Origin of the sequence: Thermomonospora umbrina (assembly GCF_003386555.1) — a bacterium.
Classification (GTDB): domain Bacteria; phylum Actinomycetota; class Actinomycetes; order Streptosporangiales; family Streptosporangiaceae; genus Thermomonospora; species Thermomonospora umbrina.
This window is the reverse complement of sequence record NZ_QTTT01000001.1, coordinates 3504808-3520235: the sequence shown is the minus strand read 5'-3', so window position 1 is coordinate 3520235 and position 15428 is coordinate 3504808. Positions and strand designations below refer to the sequence as shown.

Annotated in this window: 13 protein-coding genes; 10 read left to right on the top strand and 3 right to left on the bottom strand. The window is 71.9% G+C overall.

The window, feature by feature from the left end:
• Nucleotides 1-125: 125 nt before the first annotated feature.
• Together DFJ69_RS15715 and DFJ69_RS15710 are read right to left on the bottom strand one after the other, a co-directional pair.
• Nucleotides 126-1142, bottom strand: coding sequence for a hypothetical protein (locus tag DFJ69_RS15715; RefSeq protein WP_116023182.1), 1017 nt, complete (start codon nt 1140-1142; stop codon nt 126-128).
• Nucleotides 1143-1313: 171 nt separating this feature from the next.
• A complete protein-coding gene (locus DFJ69_RS15710; protein ID WP_116023181.1) occupies nt 1314-1652 on the bottom strand; it encodes a VOC family protein in 339 nt (112 codons plus the stop codon).
• A 160-nt stretch (nt 1653-1812) separates the two neighbouring features.
• Here DFJ69_RS15710 and DFJ69_RS15705 point away from each other — a divergent pair, with 160 nt between their 5' ends.
• The 6 genes from DFJ69_RS15705 to DFJ69_RS15680 all read left to right on the top strand — a co-directional run bounded on the left by DFJ69_RS15705 (nt 1813) and on the right by DFJ69_RS15680 (nt 10174).
• A complete protein-coding gene (locus tag DFJ69_RS15705; protein ID WP_116023180.1) occupies nt 1813-2769 on the top strand; it encodes an MBL fold metallo-hydrolase in 957 nt (318 codons plus the stop codon).
• 132 nt (nt 2770-2901) lie between these two features.
• Nucleotides 2902-4845 carry a PhoX family protein gene (locus DFJ69_RS15700; RefSeq protein WP_116023179.1) on the top strand — a complete coding sequence of 648 codons (1944 nt, stop codon included), beginning with the start codon at nt 2902-2904 and terminating at the stop codon, nt 4843-4845.
• Between the two features lie 117 nt (nt 4846-4962).
• Nucleotides 4963-6291, top strand: coding sequence for a flavin monoamine oxidase family protein (locus DFJ69_RS15695; RefSeq protein ID WP_116023178.1), 1329 nt, complete (start codon nt 4963-4965; stop codon nt 6289-6291).
• Nucleotides 6292-6615: 324 nt separating this feature from the next.
• Nucleotides 6616-7959, top strand: coding sequence for a hemolysin family protein (locus DFJ69_RS15690; protein ID WP_170177675.1), 1344 nt, complete (start codon nt 6616-6618; stop codon nt 7957-7959).
• Nucleotides 7960-7993: 34 nt separating this feature from the next.
• Complete coding sequence (locus DFJ69_RS15685) at nt 7994-9007, top strand: hemolysin family protein (RefSeq protein ID WP_116023177.1); 1014 nt, start codon at nt 7994-7996, stop codon at nt 9005-9007.
• 285 nt (nt 9008-9292) lie between these two features.
• Nucleotides 9293-10174 carry an SAM-dependent methyltransferase gene (locus DFJ69_RS15680; protein WP_170177674.1) on the top strand — a complete coding sequence of 294 codons (882 nt, stop codon included), beginning with the start codon at nt 9293-9295 and terminating at the stop codon, nt 10172-10174.
• A gap of 44 nt (nt 10175-10218) precedes the next feature.
• Here the strand turns inward: DFJ69_RS15680 and DFJ69_RS15675 are convergent, their stop codons facing one another.
• Nucleotides 10219-11520, bottom strand: coding sequence for an NsdA family TPR-like regulatory protein (locus DFJ69_RS15675; RefSeq protein ID WP_147312321.1), 1302 nt, complete (start codon nt 11518-11520; stop codon nt 10219-10221).
• A 277-nt stretch (nt 11521-11797) separates the two neighbouring features.
• Here DFJ69_RS15675 and DFJ69_RS15670 point away from each other — a divergent pair, with 277 nt between their 5' ends.
• From DFJ69_RS15670 to DFJ69_RS15655, 4 genes are read left to right on the top strand one after another with little or no spacing between them, the layout of a single operon-like run.
• Nucleotides 11798-12766 (top strand): ABC transporter substrate-binding protein, encoded by a 969-nt coding sequence (locus DFJ69_RS15670; protein WP_170177673.1) that lies wholly within the window; start codon nt 11798-11800, stop codon nt 12764-12766.
• Complete coding sequence (locus DFJ69_RS15665) at nt 12763-13542, top strand: ABC transporter permease (protein WP_116023173.1); 780 nt, start codon at nt 12763-12765, stop codon at nt 13540-13542. The genes DFJ69_RS15670 and DFJ69_RS15665 overlap by 4 nt, the downstream gene beginning before the upstream one ends.
• On the top strand, nt 13539-14390 hold the full coding sequence (locus DFJ69_RS15660) for an ABC transporter permease (RefSeq protein ID WP_116023172.1): 852 nt from the start codon (nt 13539-13541) through the stop codon (nt 14388-14390). Before DFJ69_RS15665 ends, DFJ69_RS15660 begins: the two co-directional genes overlap by 4 nt.
• Nucleotides 14383-15423, top strand: a complete 1041-nt coding sequence (locus DFJ69_RS15655) for a methyltransferase (protein WP_116023171.1) — start codon at nt 14383-14385, stop codon at nt 15421-15423. Before DFJ69_RS15660 ends, DFJ69_RS15655 begins: the two co-directional genes overlap by 8 nt.
• Nucleotides 15424-15428 lie beyond the last annotated feature (5 nt).

Genomic DNA, 15428 nt, shown 5'->3' with positions numbered 1-15428 from the left:
GTACAGGCGCGGGTGAGGGTTCGGGGTGGGGCGGGGTGGCCTTGCCGAAGCCGGGGGGTGGGGAGCCCGGCCAGGCGTGGGGGGCCGCCCCCGTGGTGTTCGGGGGCGGCGGCTCGTCCCTCGGGTCAGGGGCGGACACTGACGAAGTCCCAGCCGGACGAGGACGTCAGGTGGTTGCCCACGCCGATCCACGTCGCCCGGAAGGAGGCGCTCTTGGTGGCCCTGTATTTGAAGGTGTAGACCCCGTACCGGTTGGTCTTGGCGGTGCCCAGCAGGCGGGAGGCGTTCGAACCGGCGGAACGGACGAAGATCCGCACGAGACGGCCGCCCATCACGCGGGTGCGGCCGGCGGCGTCGACCTGGAGGAGCTTGCCGGAGATGGTGAGGCTCCGGCCCCGCTTGAGCGGCTCGGGCGCGGCGTTGAGGGACAGCCGCGTGCGGAACCGGCCGTCCACGAAGGTGACACCGGTCGAGGTGCCGATATGGTCGCCGGCGGCGGGCAGTCGCGTCGTCCAGTAGCCGTCGCGGTTGATGACCGGCTGGAAGCGGAAGTCGCCGTAGCGGTTGGTGGCGACGTGGGCGTGCCGACGCCACGTCCGGCCGTCCCCGGACCACAGCAGCTCGACCCGCCCGCCCACGAGGGGGAAGGCGCTCGGAACGCCCAGCTTGTGGACGCGGCCCTTGACGGTGATCTTCGACCCGAGCGCCGCCACGCGGGGGCCGGCCGAGTAGCCGACGATCCGCGTCCGGTAGCGGAGGGGGACCCAGGCGGTGCGGGAGAACGCGTAGGCGTGGTCGTCTCCGTCCTCCGGCTCGAAAACGGCCTGCCAGTGCCCGTTCAGGGGAGCCCGCACGGTACGGGAGTACGCCCCGTTCGATCCGGTCGTCACCGTGGCGAGGTAACGACGCTCCGAGCCGTCCGGGTTGCCGATGGCCAGTCGGACCGATTTGCCGCCCAGTCCGGTGCCGTTGACGCGGGTCAGCGCCCCTTCGATGCGCACCTCGTCGCCGACGAGCCCGGGGACCGGGGTGAGTTTCAACCAGATCGTGGTCGGGACCGGCGCCGTCGCCGAGGCCGGTGAGACGCCGATCATCGTCAGGGTCAGCGTCGCACCCGTCGTCACCGCGGCCAGTCTCCGCATGAGATGCCTCCGAGAGGGGTCGATGTGAAAGACGCGCCCCTGCGGGGGCGTGAGCGCACCTCGGCACAGATCTTGGCCCAACTCCCGGAACGATTTCAACAAGAACCCGATGAATCATTCCCTTACGCCTTGGACGTTCCATCGCGGGGTGTGCGCATAAGGCCCGTTCGATCAGTCCACGTGCACCTCGACCGTTCGGCCGTCGGGATCGCGCAGCAGATGCCGGCCCGTGTCCAGCCGCGGCGTGGTCGCGGTCGCGTCGACCGCGAACCCCAGGCGGAGGGCGCCGGTGCGGCGTTCGGCGGTGGCGGGATAGATCTCGAAGACCGCGCCGTCGGACAGCACGGCCGCGTAGTGCGCGGGCCCCGCACCGTGCCTCTCCAGGGCGAATTCCAGCCCCAGCCCTTCATAGAAGCGACGGCAGTCCTCCGCGAGCGGGCTGTAGATCACCAGCAGCGACGTACGGACGTGCCGTGCCCGCGGTCCGGCGACTTCACGCGAGGGTTCCACGGCGATGCACTCCAGCGGGTCGGGGGCGCTCGGTCACCGGCCGTCACCGGGCACCGCATTAAAGACTTCCCGAAATGCCGACCATAAAGCAAGAAAGCCGCCACCCGAAACGCGCCCCCCAACCCGGGTCGGATCGGAATTGTCGGTAGACTTCGCGCCCATGACCACGTCAGCGAGCCGGGACACCGACGCCGCCCCGGAGAAGGCGGCCCTGCACGAGGTGGCCGACGGCGTCTTCGCCTGGGTGCAGCCGCCCGGCACCTGGTGGGTCAGCAACGCCGGGGCGGTGACGGGTCCCGGCGGCACCCTCGTGGTCGACACGTGCGCGACCGAGGCGCGCACCCGCCGGTTCCTCGCGGCGCTGCGGGAGGCGACCGGCGACGCCCCGCTGCGGTACGCGGTCAGCACGCACCTGCACGGCGACCACACGTACGGCAACTCGCTGCTGCCCGACACGACCGTGCTGATCGCGCACGAGGAGACCCGGCGCGGCATCGTCGACGACTTCATCATCGACGGCTGCCCGCCGCTGTGGGAGCCGGTGCCGGACTGGGGGGCCGTCACTCGCCGCCCGCCCGACGTCACGATGACGTCCGAGCTGGCGGTCATCCTCGGCGACCGGCGGGTGGAGCTGTGCCACCCCGGATTCGCCGCCCACTCCGCGGGCGACGTCATCGCCTGGCTGCCCGAGGAACGGGTGCTGTTCTCCGGCGATCTGATCTTTCACGGGCTGACGCCGATGCTCGCGATGGGCTCGGTCGTGGGCGCCCTGCGGACCCTGGACTGGATCTCCGCCTACGAGCCCGACCGGTTGGTACCCGGCCACGGCCCGCTCTGCGCCGCCGCCGAGCTGCCGGACGTCCTCGCCGCCCACGAGCGCTACTACCGCTTCGTTCTGACGACCGCCGACGAGGGCCTCAGCGACGGCGTCAGCCCGCTGGAGGCGGCGCAACGGGTCGACCTGGGCGAGTTCGCCGCATGGGCCGACGCCGAACGCCTCGCGTTCAACGTGCACCGGGTCTACGCCGACAAGACCCGCCGGCCGTACGACCTGGTCCAGGCGGCCCTCGACGCGGTGGCGCTGAACGGCGGCCGGCCCCTGCCGACCTCCGTGTGACCTCCCGGCCGGCGAGGGGTTTGGTCAGGGTCTGTTCACCTCGAGGCCCCTCTGCCGCAATTGGCGCGCTCTAGGTTTCCCGTGACGTGTGACCTGCCGGTTCACCGCCGGTGCAGAGCGATGAGGTGCTTCATGACCGAGAACGGCGTCCGCCCCGTGGACCCTGACGACACCAGTTCCAACCCGTCGGGGAACGCGACCTTCCACGAGGTCGCCCAGTCCCGGATGTCGCGACGGTCGGTGATCCGCGGAGGCACCGTGGTCGCCGCCGCGGGCTTCCTGGGCGCGGCGGGTGTCGTGGGCGCGACCGGCGGCACGGCCGCCGCGGCCCCTGACGCGAAGGGCAGAAGGCGGCTGTTGGGCTTCCAGGCCGTCACCCCGAGCACCGACGACGCGATCAAGGTGCCCGCGGGCTACTCGGCCGAGGTGCTGATCCCCTGGGGCACGCCGCTGAACTCGCGCGGCCCGCAGTGGAAGAAGGACGCCTCCAACACCGCCGCCGAGCAGGCCCTGCAGATCGGCATGAACCACGACGGGATGAGCTTCTTCCCCCTCGGCGCGGGCCCGTTCGGCGCCCGTCAGGGGCTGCTCGTGCTCAACCACGAGTACGTCGACCAGGTGCTGCTGTTCCCGGACGGCGACGCCCAGATGACCAAGGAGAAGGTCGCCAAGTCGCTCGCCGCGCACGGCGTCAGCGTCGTCCGGGTCGCCCAGGTCGACGGCCGCTGGAAGCACGTCGACTCCAAGTACAACCGCCGCGTCACCGGCTCGACCCCGGTCACGTTCTCCGGCCCCGTGGGCCGCGCGCACGCGGCCCTGCAGGCGAAGAACCCGGCCATGGGCACGCTGAACAACTGCTCCAACGGCCAGACCCCCTGGGGCACGTACCTGGCCTGCGAGGAGAACTGGAACAGCTACTTCGGCACCACCGACACCACGTGGAAGCCGAACGCCGAGCAGGCCCGCTACGGCGTGAACGCCGCCGGGTTCGGCTACAAGTGGCACCAGGCCGACCCGCGCTTCGACCTCGCCGTCAACCCGAACGAGATCAACCGCTTCGGCTGGGTCGTGGAGATCGACCCGTTCGCCCCGGAGTCGACCCCGGTCAAGCGCACCGCCCTCGGCCGCATCAAGCACGAGGGCGCGACGGTCACCGAGTCGCGCGGGCGCATCGTCGTCTACACGGGTGACGACCAGGACGGCGAGTACGTCTACAAGTTCGTCGGCAGCGCCCCCTGGCGTCGGCTACGCGCCCTGCGGAAGAGCCCGCTGGACCACGGCACGCTGTACGTCGCGAAGTTCAACGACGACGGCTCCGGCGAGTGGCTGCCTTTGGCGCACGGCACCGGCCCGCTGACCGTGGAGAACGGCTGGAAGGACCAGGCGGACGTCCTGCTCCGCACCCGTTCGGCCGCCGACGCCGTGGGCGCCACCAAGCTGGACCGCCCCGAGTGGGTCGCCGTCCAGCCCCACACCAAGGACGTCTACCTCACCCTCACGAACGGGTCGGGCTGGGACAACGACGTCAACCCGCGCAAGCCGAACCCGTACGGCCACATCGTCCGCTGGCGCGAGCGGGGCGGCGACAACACCGCCCTGTCGTTCGAGTGGGACATCTTCCTGCTCGCGGGCGACCCGGCGTACGACCCGACGGTCAAGCTGGCCCCGGAGGACGTGTTCGGCTCCCCCGACGGCCTGGGCTTCGACCGCGACGGCCGGCTGTGGATCCAGACCGACATCTCCAACTCGTCCCAGAACCTCGCGTCGAAGAAGTACGACCACATCGGCAACAACCAGATGTTGGCGGCCGACACGAGGACCGGCGAGATCCGCCGCTTCCTCGTGGGCCCGCGCGGCTGCGAGGTCACCGGCTTCGCCATGGCCCCCGACCAGCGCACCCTCTTCGTCAACATCCAGCACCCGGGCGAGGCCACCCCCTTCTGGGCCCCGAACTCGGCCCCGACCCCGCAGAACCCGAACGCGGTCAGCTCCTGGCCCGACAAGGACCCGGCGAGCCGGCCCCGTTCCGCCACCGTCGTCATCCGCAAGAACGACGGCGGCGTCATCGGCACCTGACCGTTCCGCGCCCCGGGGATCACGTGATCCCCGGGGCGGGGTCTTCTCGTACCCAAGAATCGGTCTGGTGACCTGCGCCGGTCGCGTGCCGCGCACATGCCGGGGTAATGCGTCGGCGTGACGGTCAGCGACGTGGTGGTGGTCGGTGCGGGCTTCGCGGGGCTGAGCGCCGCCCATGCGCTCGTCGGCGCCGGGCTGCGGACGATCGTGCTCGAAGCGCGCGACCGGGTCGGCGGCCGTGTCCTGACGCGGGTGTTACCGGACGGGACGCAGCTCGACCTGGGCGGCCAGTGGGTCGGCCCCACGCAGCGTCACATGCAGCGCCTCATCGCCGAATACGGGTTGGAGACCTACCCGACACCCGAGTACGGGCGTCCGATCCTCGACTATGGGGGCACCCGGCCGGACCGCAGACCCGACGAGATCGTCGCCCTCCTCGATCGCCTGGACGACCTCAGCCGCCAGATCTTCCCGGAACGGCCCTGGGACCACCCGCGGGCACAGGAATGGGACACCCTCACGCTCGCCGCCTGGCTGTCGACGCAGAACGCGCCCGACACGGCCGTGCGCTACGTGGGCAGGGTCATCGCGGGCGGGCTGCTGTCGTGCGACGCAGGCGAGGTCTCCCTCCTGGACACCCTGTTCTACGTGACCTCCGGCGGCGGCACCACCGCCCTGCTCGACACCGTCGGCGGTGCCCAGGCGTACCGCGTCGGCTCCGGTGCGCAACGCTTGGCGGAGCGCCTCGCGGCCGACCTGCCGGAGGGAACGATCCGCCTAGAGGAACCGGTCCGGCGGATCGTCCACTCCCCGACGGGCGCGCACGTGGAGACCGATCACGGCGTCCACCCCGCCCGACACGTCATCGTCGCCATCCCCCCGAGCCTGGCGGGACGCATCGACTACTCCCCGTCCCTGCCCGCCCAACGCGACGCCCTCACCCAGCGGATGCCGGCCGGGTACGCCCTGAAGGTCCACGCGATCTACGCCGCCCCGTTCTGGCGGGACAGGGGCCTGTCCGGCCTCAGCACCAGCGACTCCGGCATCCTCACCGAGACCGTCGACAACACCCCACCGGGCTCGCCCCGGGCCGTGCTCACCGCGTTCGCCTACGGCATCGACGCCCACGCCCTACGCCGCCACGACCCCGCCCAACGGCGGCACCTCGTCCTGGACCGCCTGGCCGAACTCTTCGGCGAGGACGCCCGCGCCCCCGAGGACTTCATCGAATTCGACTGGTGCGACGAACCGTGGACCCGCGGCTGCTTCTCCGCCCACCCCACCCTCGGCACCTGGACCGCCTACGGCCCCGCCCTACGCCCACCCATAGGCGCCCTGCACTGGGCCGGCACCGAGACCGCCTCCACCTGGAACGGCTACTTCGACGGCGCAGTCGAATCCGGCCTCCGCGCCGCCGCCGAGATCGCCCCCGACCATCGCCACTGAGGTCCGCTGTGATGGAAGACTCGCCGGGGAGTTGCGTCGGGTCGGCTTTCGGCATGACGCGGCGCGGCGGCGAGTCTCCCACCAGGGGAAAGGCATGGTAAAGCCGCCCTACGCATATGTGGGGGCCGACGACCGGGCGGGGCCCGACCACACCGGGCGGCCAATGGTGGTGTCGTACTACGAACGGTGCTGAGGCGGGGTCTGGGGAACACGCAGGTCGGGTGGTACGTTGCGCGTATGACAGGCGTAGGCGGAAAGGAGCTGAGTGTCCGCTATGTCGGACCCTTCCAGTCATAGACCCGACACCCGTGAGGGTGGCCTGTGGTGAGCATCGTGCTGGGAGTCGTCGCGCTGTTCGTGCTGACGGCGGCGACGGGATACTTCGTCGCGCAGGAATTCGCCTACGTGGCGTCCGATCGGGGCGCGTTGACGCACGCGGCCGATCAGGGGGATCCCAAGGCCCGCCGGGCGCTCCAGGTGATGGGACGGCTGTCGTTCATGCTGTCCGGCGCCCAACTGGGCATCACCGTCACCGGACTGATCGTCGGACTCCTCTCCAAGCCCGCGCTGGCCGATCTGATGACGCCCGCGCTGACCGCCGTGAACATCCCGGACGGGGCCGTCGGGCCGATCGCCGTCGCGGTCGGGTTCGCCCTCGCGACCGTCGTGCAGATGGTGATGGGCGAGCTGATCCCCAAGAACTGGGCGCTGTCGAGGGCGGAGTCGCTCGCGCGGGCGCTGGCCTCCTCCACCCTGGTGTACCTGACCATCGCGGCGCCGGTGATCCGGCTGTTCGACGCGTCCGCCAACCGCCTGCTGCGGCTGGTGGGCATCGAGCCCGCCCAGGAGTTGCACCACGGCGCCACGCTGGAGGAGCTCAGCGACATCATCGGCGAGTCGCACCGCTCCGGCCAACTGCCCACCGACCTGTCGTTGCTGCTGGAACGCGCGCTGACGTTCGGTGAACGGACCGCCGACGAGGCCATGGTCCCCCGCCCCAAGGTCATCACGATGGCCGCCGACGGGACGGTGGCCGAGCTGACCGGGCACATCCGCCGGTCGGGGCACAGCAACTACCCGGTGTACGGGACCGACATGGACGACATCATCGGCGTGGTCGGCGTCCGCGAGCTGGCCGACGACACCCTCGCGCCCGACCGCCCGGTCGGTGAGATCGCCCGGACGGCCCTGCTGGTCCCCGGCTCCCAACCCCTGTACGGGGTGATCGAACGGATGCGGGAGACCGGCGAGGAGTTCGCCTGCGTGGTCGACGAGTACGGCGGTCTGGCCGGCATCCTCACCTTCGAGGACATCGCCGAGGAGCTGGTCGGCGAGATCACCGACGAGAACGACGTGTACGCCGCCGGATCGGCCGCCGTCTCGCCCGGCACCTGGACGGTCGACGCCGCGCTGCGCATCGACGAGGTCGCCGGGCGCACCGGGCTGGCCCTGCCGGAGAACGAGGTGTACGACACCGTGGGCGGCCTGGTCATCGCGAAGCTGGGCCGACTGCCCGGCCGCGGCGACCGCGTCACCGTCGACCTCGACCCGCACGAGGGCCCCGAGGGGCGCGCCGAGCTCGAGGTGCTGAGCGTCGCCCGCCGCGTTCCCCGCGAGGTCCGCCTCCGCGTCCTCGCCGGCACCGGCGGAGAGGTGGACGGCCGATGACCCCGCGACCTGACGCCGTGGAGGTGGGGAGCTGATGGAGCCGCTTCCCGCCCTGATACTGACCGCGTTGCTGCTGGTCGCCAGTGGGTTCTTCGTGGCGGCCGAGTTCGCGCTGGTCGCCGCTCGGCGGCCGCGGCTGGAGCGGGCCGCCCGCAACGGGAGCAGGCCGGCGGCGTCCGCCGTGGCCGGGATCCGGGAGCTGTCGCTGATGCTGGCCGGGGCGCAGCTCGGCATCACCATGTGCACGCTGGGTCTGGGAGTGGTGGCCGAGCCGGCGTTCGAGGCGTTCCTGTCGGGGCCCCTGCACACGGCCGGGCTGCCGGACGGGGCCTCGCACGTGGTGGCGTTGATCATCGCGCTGGCCGTGGTGACCTTCCTGCACATGGTGATCGGCGAGATGGCGCCCAAGTCGTGGGCGATCTCGCATCCGGAGCGTTCGGCGCTGATCCTGGCGCTGCCGTTCCGGGCGTTCACCCGGGTGGCCCGGCCGGTGCTGCTGGTCATGAACGGGCTGAGCAACGCCGCCCTGCGGCTGGTGGGCGTCACCCCGCGCAACGAGCTGGAGACGACGACCGACCCGCAGCGGCTGGGGCATCTGCTCGGCGAGTCGCGGCGACTGGGCCTGATCGAACGGCGCGACCACGATCTGCTGGGCCGGGTCATCGCCGTCCGGGAGTCCACCATCGGGGCGCTGACCGTCCCGGCGGACCAGGTCACCACCGTGCCCGCCGACGCCGGCTCGAGGGAGATCCGCCGCGCCGCCCGGGCCAGCGGGCACGCCCGCCTGCTCGTTCTGGACGAGCGCGGCGCCGTCATCGGGGTCACCCACGTCCGCGACGCGGTGATCGCCGAGAACGGGCGTCGGGCGGCCGACATGGCCTACCCGGTGCCCGCGCTGGACGCCTCGACCACGGTGCTGGACGCCGCCACCCGGCTGCGCCGCGACCGCGCCCAACTGGCCCTGGTGAACGGGCCGGACGGGGCGCTGCGCGGCATCGTCACCATGGACGACCTGCTCGGCCAGCTCCTGGCGGCCAACCCGCACTGAGCCCGCCGTCCGGAAGCGGACACCGATGGACGTTCCATGGACGTAACCATCCTGGTCATGATGGGTGATGTCGTTTTTGACGCATTGCCGAAGATCGCGTCGGGAGCACCGGGAGGGCCCGGCGGAGTGTGTCATCCATCGCCCGGCCCCCGGAAATGGCGTTCGGTAATACCGGGGCCGTGCATTTGGCCACAATGAGACCGCAGACGGCCGCCGGAAGGCCCGCCGGGGCGTCTCCCGCTCCGGGCTTCAGGAGGTTTCCGTGACGTGGGAGGCGGTTCAACGGTGAACCACGCGGACCCGTTCGGGCACGACGGCCGGGACCTGACCCTGCCGAGCCCCGCCCGGGTGTACGACCATCTGCTCGGCGGCAAGGACAACTACGAGGCCGACCGGGCGCTGGCCGAACGGATGCTCGCGGTGCAGCCGCGCCTGGCGCACGCCGCCCGGGAGAACCGGGCGTTCGTGGAACGGGCGGTGCGGCGGCTCGCGGAGGCCGGCCACGACCAGTTCGTCGACATCGGCTGCGGCCTGCCGACGCTCGACAACGTGCACCAGATCGCCGCCCGCCGAAGGCCCGGAGCCCGCGTCCTGTACCTGGACAACGACCCGATCGTGCTGGCGCACGGGCGTGCGCTGCTGACGGAGGGCGGCGACGTGGGGGTGGCCGGCGCGGACCTGCGCGAGCCCCGACGGATCCTGGACGTGATGGACGCGAGTCGGCTGCTGGACCTGAGCCGCCCGGTGGTGGTGCTGATGACGGCGGTGCTGCACTTCCTGACCGACGCGGACGGCCCGTACGAGGCGGTCGCGGAGATCCGCCGGGCGCTGCCGGCGGGCAGCGCCCTGGTGATCTCGCATCTGGCGTCCGACGTGGCCGCGCAGGCGACCGCCGAGGCGGCGCGACTCTTCGGCGACGAATGCCCCGTCCCGCTGGTGCCGCGCCCTCGGGACGAGGTCGCGGCGTTCTTCGGCGAGTTAACGCCCGTCTCCCCGGGCCTGGTGTTCACGGGCCAATGGTGCCCGTCGGTCGTGGGGCGCTCGCCCGAGCGCACGCTGATGTACGCGGGCATCGGCGCGTCGGTCCCCCTCCCGGAGCTCCCGTCCCGCCCCAGGGTGGAGACGGTCCGCCACCCGTACGGCCTCCGCTCCGTCCACCCGCACTGAGCCGACGACCGGACCGCCCGAACGCGTTGGGCCGACGCCCGTCCTCACCGGTAGGGCCGCAGCGGGGCGGCGGCGTCCATGCGGAGAGGACGCCCCGCCGGGTCGCCGACGAACTCGTGGATCCGGTCGAGCAACAGCGCGGCGTCCCGCGCCGGCGTCCTTCGGTGCTCGATCAGCTCCTTGACGGTGCGGACCCGTTCGATCAGGCCGGTGATCCGGTGCGGCACCGGGACCGACAGGGCGCACTCCAGGTGTTCGGCGGCGGTGTCGGCGTCGTTCAGGAGGAGGCGCCCGGCGGCCAGTTCGGCATGGATCTGCGGGAGCAGCTTCAGGTCCTTGCCCCCCGTGGCGTGCTCGTCCAGCGCCCGGGTGGCGGCGTTGACCGCGTCCGCGCCTTCGCCGAGGAGAACGTGGACGCTGCTCTCGCACCGGGCCCGCCGTACGGCGCCGAAGTCGAACTCGCCGCCGACGGCGTCGTGCAGGTCGTCGTAGCCGCCCGTGTCGCCCGTCTTGTGGGCGTCGTACAGGGCCTGATGGACGCTTTCGTGGTCGCGAAGGTACGCGTGGGCCCGCGCCTCGATGTGGCAGAGCCGCACGAGGCCCGTTCCCGACCTGATGTAGCCGCGCCCGGATCGGGCCAGGCGCACGGCGGCGCTGGGGCGACCCTCCCAGTAGGCGAGCAGGGCCTGGGTTCCGCGCGCCCAGGCGCGCAGCGCGTCGTGCTCGATCAGCTCGCCGTACCCCCAGGCGGCGCGGGCGTGGGCGGTGGCGGCGGTGGTGTCCCCCAGGTCGAACGAGGCCACGGCGAGCAGGCCGCACAGCTCCCCCAGCATCAGGTACAGGTCGCTGTGCTGGCTGGGGCGTGTGGTCTGGGGCAGCAGCTCGGCGATCCGGCGGCGCAGCCGGGCGCCCTGGCGCAGGACCTGGGCGGGCGGGAGCGCGGCGTACGTCCGCGCCAGCCTGATCACGTCGTCGCCGGCCTGCTCCAGGGTGACCGGCCCGAGCGCCAGCGACTCCACCTGGGCGAGGTGGGCGGTGGACTCCTCGGCGGCGGTGGCGAGAATGTCGGGGATGCCGTCCGGGCCGGGCGGGAGGGCGCGGTCGGCGACCTCCACGGGGGCCAGCAGCACTTCGACGGGATGCCCGAACATGCGCTCCAGGACCCGGCAGCAGGCCATCCGGGGGCGTCGGCGGAGGCCGCCCTGGCACCAGCGGTTCCACGTCCGCTCGCTGATCTCGACGTCCTCGCCCATCTCCTTGGCCATGGTGAGGAACGCTCGGGCCCCGTCGTCGCTCGACCATCGGCGTTTCGCGGAGATCTGGGCGAGCAGCGTCGGATGACTCATCGCGATCTCCACTCGGACGGGCGGCGGGCGCGCCGATCAGCGATCACCGTAGGGGCGCGAGGGACCGCACGGCCAGCGAACGTCCGCAAATGTCCGCAAATGTCCGCAGGTGTCAAAACCCTGTCATAGCGATGTCACCTCTCGGTGCGCCACCGTCCCGGGCATGTCCACGGATGATCAATACACGTCACCGTTCCGACGGCAGGTTCGTACCGGCGGAACTCGGATAGCCCGAAACCCATCGCAGCGACGCTCCATAAATAGGTCATGGAGTGCGGTGTGCGCCATCGTGCTCGTGGGGTCCCTGACCGCCTGCGGCGGATCGGACGACGACGGTGGCGGGGCGAACGGGCTGGAGAAGTCCAAGCTGAGCGTCGGCACGCTGCCGATCCCCGACGCGGCGCCGCTCTTCATCGCCATCCAGCGGGGCCTGTTCAAGAAGGAGGGCCTCACCGTCACCACGAAGATCGTGCCCAACGCCGTGGTGGCGCAGCCGTTGCTCAAGAGCGGTCAGCTCGACGTCACGTTGAACAACTACGTGGGCGCCCTCATCGCCGAGGAGCAGAGCGGCGGTGCGGTGCGCTGGCGCTTCATCGCCGACTCCTACCAGGCCGAGAAGGGCGCCTTCCAGGTCATGGTGAACACGGACTCGTCGATCAAGACCCCCAAGGACCTGGCCGGCAAGAAGATCGCCGTGCCCACCCGCAAGGCGATCGGCACCCTGATGGTGGAGGCGTCGATGCGCGCCGCCGGCGTGCCGTCGGACTCGGTGGAGTTCGTGGAGATGGGCTTCCCCCAGATGCCGGCCGCGCTCAAGGCCAAGCGCATCGACGCCGCCTGGGTCGCCGAGCCGTTCATCTCCCAGCTCCAGCAGGGCGGCGCGCGCTCGGTGCTGGACACCGCCGACCCCGGCGGCCCCACCAAGAACATCCCGGTCGCGGGCTGGGCGGTGCTGGGCGACTACGCCGAGAAGCACCCCAAGACCGTGGCCGCCTTCCAGCGGGCGATCGGGCAGGCGCAGCGGATGGCCTCCGGCGACCGCTCCATCGTGACCGCGACCCTGCCGACGTACGTCAAGGGCGTGAACGCGGACACGGCGAAGATCATCACGCTCGGGTCGTTCCCCACCGGCCAGAACCCCGAGCGGTTGAAGCGGCTCGCCGGGCTGATGGGCAATTACGGCTATCTGAAGAACCCGACCGCCCTGGACTTCACCAAGATGATCGTCCAGGCCCCGGCGCAATGACCCGTGCGATCACGGCGAGAGCGGCTCGCGGCGTCCTGGGCGCCGCGGGTCTGCTGGCGGCGGCCGAGATCGCGGGACGCACGGGCCTCATGGACCCGGAGCTGCTGCCCCTCGTCTCCACGGTCCTGGCCCGGGCGGGCGAACTGACCGCCGAGGCGGCGTTCCGGGACGCGATCGCCACCACGCTGCAGATGTGGGCGACGGGCCTCGCCCTCGCGGTCGCGATCGCGGTCCCGGTGGGCGCGCTGATCGGCACGGTGCCCCTGGCCGACCGGCTGACCGGTCCGCTGCTGGAGCTGCTGCGACCGGTGCCGCCGGTGGCGCTGATCCCCCTGGCGCTCCTGGCGTTCGGGAGCACCGGACGGATGGGTGTCGCGGTGGTCACGTTCGCGTCCTGCTGGCCGGTGCTGATCAACACCGTCCGGGGTCTGCGCGGCACCGACCCGGTGGCGGTGGACACGCTGCGGACCTTCGGATTCGGCCGTCGCGCCGTGCTTTGGCACGTTGCACTGCCGGGCGCGGCCCCGTTCATCGCCACCGGCGTGCGGGTCGCGGCGGGGATCGCCCTGATCGTGACCGTCACCGCCGAGCTGTACGCGGGCGGCGGCGAGGGACTCGGCACCTGGCTGCTGGAGGCGGGCGCGAGCGCGGGCGAGACCGACGTCATCCTGGCGGCGGTGGTGTGGGCCGGCGTCCTCGGGCTGGTCGCCGACACGCTGCTGGCCGGCGCCTCCCGACGGCTGTTCCACTGGCAGCCCGCGGCCCGACCGGCATGAGCGGAGTGCGGAGCGCGCCGGGCACGCGGGTACGGGCGTTGGCGGCGCGGAGCCTCGGTTGGTGGGCGATCGTCGTCATCGTCGCCTGCTGGGAGGCGGTGACGCGGGCGGCCGGCAACCCGTTCGCCCCGCCGCCGAGCCGGATCGCCGAACGGATGCGCGAGCTGTGGTTCTCCGGGCCGGCCGACCGGCTCTGGCTCACCGACGCCGCCATCGACAACGTGCCGCCCAGCGTGGGCCGGCTGCTGGCCGGCTGGGCGCTGGCCTCGATCGTCGGCATCGTGGTCGGTCTGGCCATCGGGCGGATCCGCGTGCTCGGCGAGCTGGTCGAGCCGGTGCTGCACTTCGCCCGGGCCATCCCGCCGACCGCGCTGGCCCCGGTGTGGATCGTGCTGTTCGACCTCGGCCTGCAGACCCAGCTCGTCACGATCATGTTCGGGGTGGTGTGGCCGGTGCTGTTGAACACCGTGGACGGGGCCCGCTCGGTCGAGGCCGTCCAGTCCGACACGGCCCGGGTCTATGGGCTGGGCCCGCTCCAGCGGGTGGTGTACCTGGTGATCCCGTCGGCGGCCCCGAAGATCTTCGCCGGCCTCCGGATCTCGCTGGGTCTGGCCGTGATCCTCATGGTGGTGTCGGAGATGACCGGTTCGGTCGACGGCATCGCGTTCTCGCTGCTGCTGGACGCCCAGCGCTCGTACGACATCCCGGCGATGTGGGGCGGCATCTGCGTGCTCGGCGCGCTCGGCTACCTGCTCGCCCTCGCCCTCGACCGTTGTGAACGGCGGGCCATGGCCCGTCACCCGGCCGGCAAGGCCGCCAACCCACGCTTGGAGACGACGCATGTCTGACGCTTCCCCCTTCTCCGTCGCCGACGACCCGCGTGCCGCGGTCGAGGAGCTGCAGCGCGGCTGGTGGCGTTACACCGCGATGCACGCCTGGGTCGAGCTGGACTGCTCCGACCATCTGGCGGACGGTCCGCTCACCGCCGAGCAGCTCGCCGAGCGCTGCTCCGCGCACGCCCCGACGCTCGCCAGGCTGCTGCGCGTCATGGCGTCGCTCGGTTTCGTCACGGTCGACCCGGAGGCCGGCACCTACGCGTTGACGGAGGTCGGCGAGGTGCTCCGCGCGGACGCGCCGAACTCGATGAAGCCCTCGATGGTGGTCGCCGGGGACCGACTGTCGTGGGACGCCATGCTGCGACTCCCCGAGGTCGTCCGCACCGGCCGCACCCACATCGCGGAGGAGCACGGCTCGCTGTACCGGTACTTCGCGGGCAAGCCGGACCTGGAGGCCGCGTTCGCGGCGTTCATGACGAGCCGGTCGCGGAGCTTCGCCACGGCGCTGCTGGAGACGTACGACTTCGGCGGCCGGCGGACGCTCGTCGACGTCGGCGGCGGCGTGGGCACGATCCTGGCGGCCGTCCTCGTCGACCATCCCGAGATGCGGGGCGTGCTGCTCGACCTGCCCACCGTGGCCGCGACCGCGCAGAGGTACCTGGACGAGTGCGGCGTGGCCGACCGGTGCGAGGTGGTGGCCGGGGACTTCCTCACGGACGTGCCCGGCAAGGCGGACCTCTACCTGCTGTCCAGCATCGTGCACAACTGGCCGGACGAGACCGCCGTGGAGATTCTGCGCGCGGTCCGCAACGCGATGGGCGAGGACAGCAGGTTGCTGCTGCTCGACATCCTGCAGCCGGACGTCCCCGAGCGGCCCCACCTGGCGTTCGACCTGGACATCCGAATGCTCTCGCTGTTCGGCCAGGGGCACGAACGGCCCCGGACGGAGTACTTCGCCCTCCTCCGGGAGGCCGGGTTCCGCGTGGTGAACGACACCGAGCTGAGCATGGGCGCCACGCTCGTCGAGGCCGCGCCCGCCGGCTGACGGGG

Bases quoted from the DNA above. Each gene is read 5' to 3' on its own strand.
- DFJ69_RS15715 (WP_116023182.1), bottom strand. From the start codon at position 1,142: ATGCGGAGACTGGCCGCGGTGACGACGGGTGCGACGCTGACCCTGACG.
- DFJ69_RS15705 (WP_116023180.1), top strand. From the start codon at position 1,813: ATGACCACGTCAGCGAGCCGGGACACCGACGCCGCCCCGGAGAAGGCG.
- DFJ69_RS15700 (WP_116023179.1), top strand. From the start codon at position 2,902: ATGACCGAGAACGGCGTCCGCCCCGTGGACCCTGACGACACCAGTTCC.
- DFJ69_RS15685 (WP_116023177.1), top strand. From the start codon at position 7,994: ATGGAGCCGCTTCCCGCCCTGATACTGACCGCGTTGCTGCTGGTCGCC.
- DFJ69_RS15675 (WP_147312321.1), bottom strand. From the start codon at position 11,520: ATGAGTCATCCGACGCTGCTCGCCCAGATCTCCGCGAAACGCCGATGG.
- DFJ69_RS15665 (WP_116023173.1), top strand. From the start codon at position 12,763: ATGACCCGTGCGATCACGGCGAGAGCGGCTCGCGGCGTCCTGGGCGCC.
- DFJ69_RS15660 (WP_116023172.1), top strand. From the start codon at position 13,539: ATGAGCGGAGTGCGGAGCGCGCCGGGCACGCGGGTACGGGCGTTGGCG.
- DFJ69_RS15655 (WP_116023171.1), top strand. From the start codon at position 14,383: ATGTCTGACGCTTCCCCCTTCTCCGTCGCCGACGACCCGCGTGCCGCG.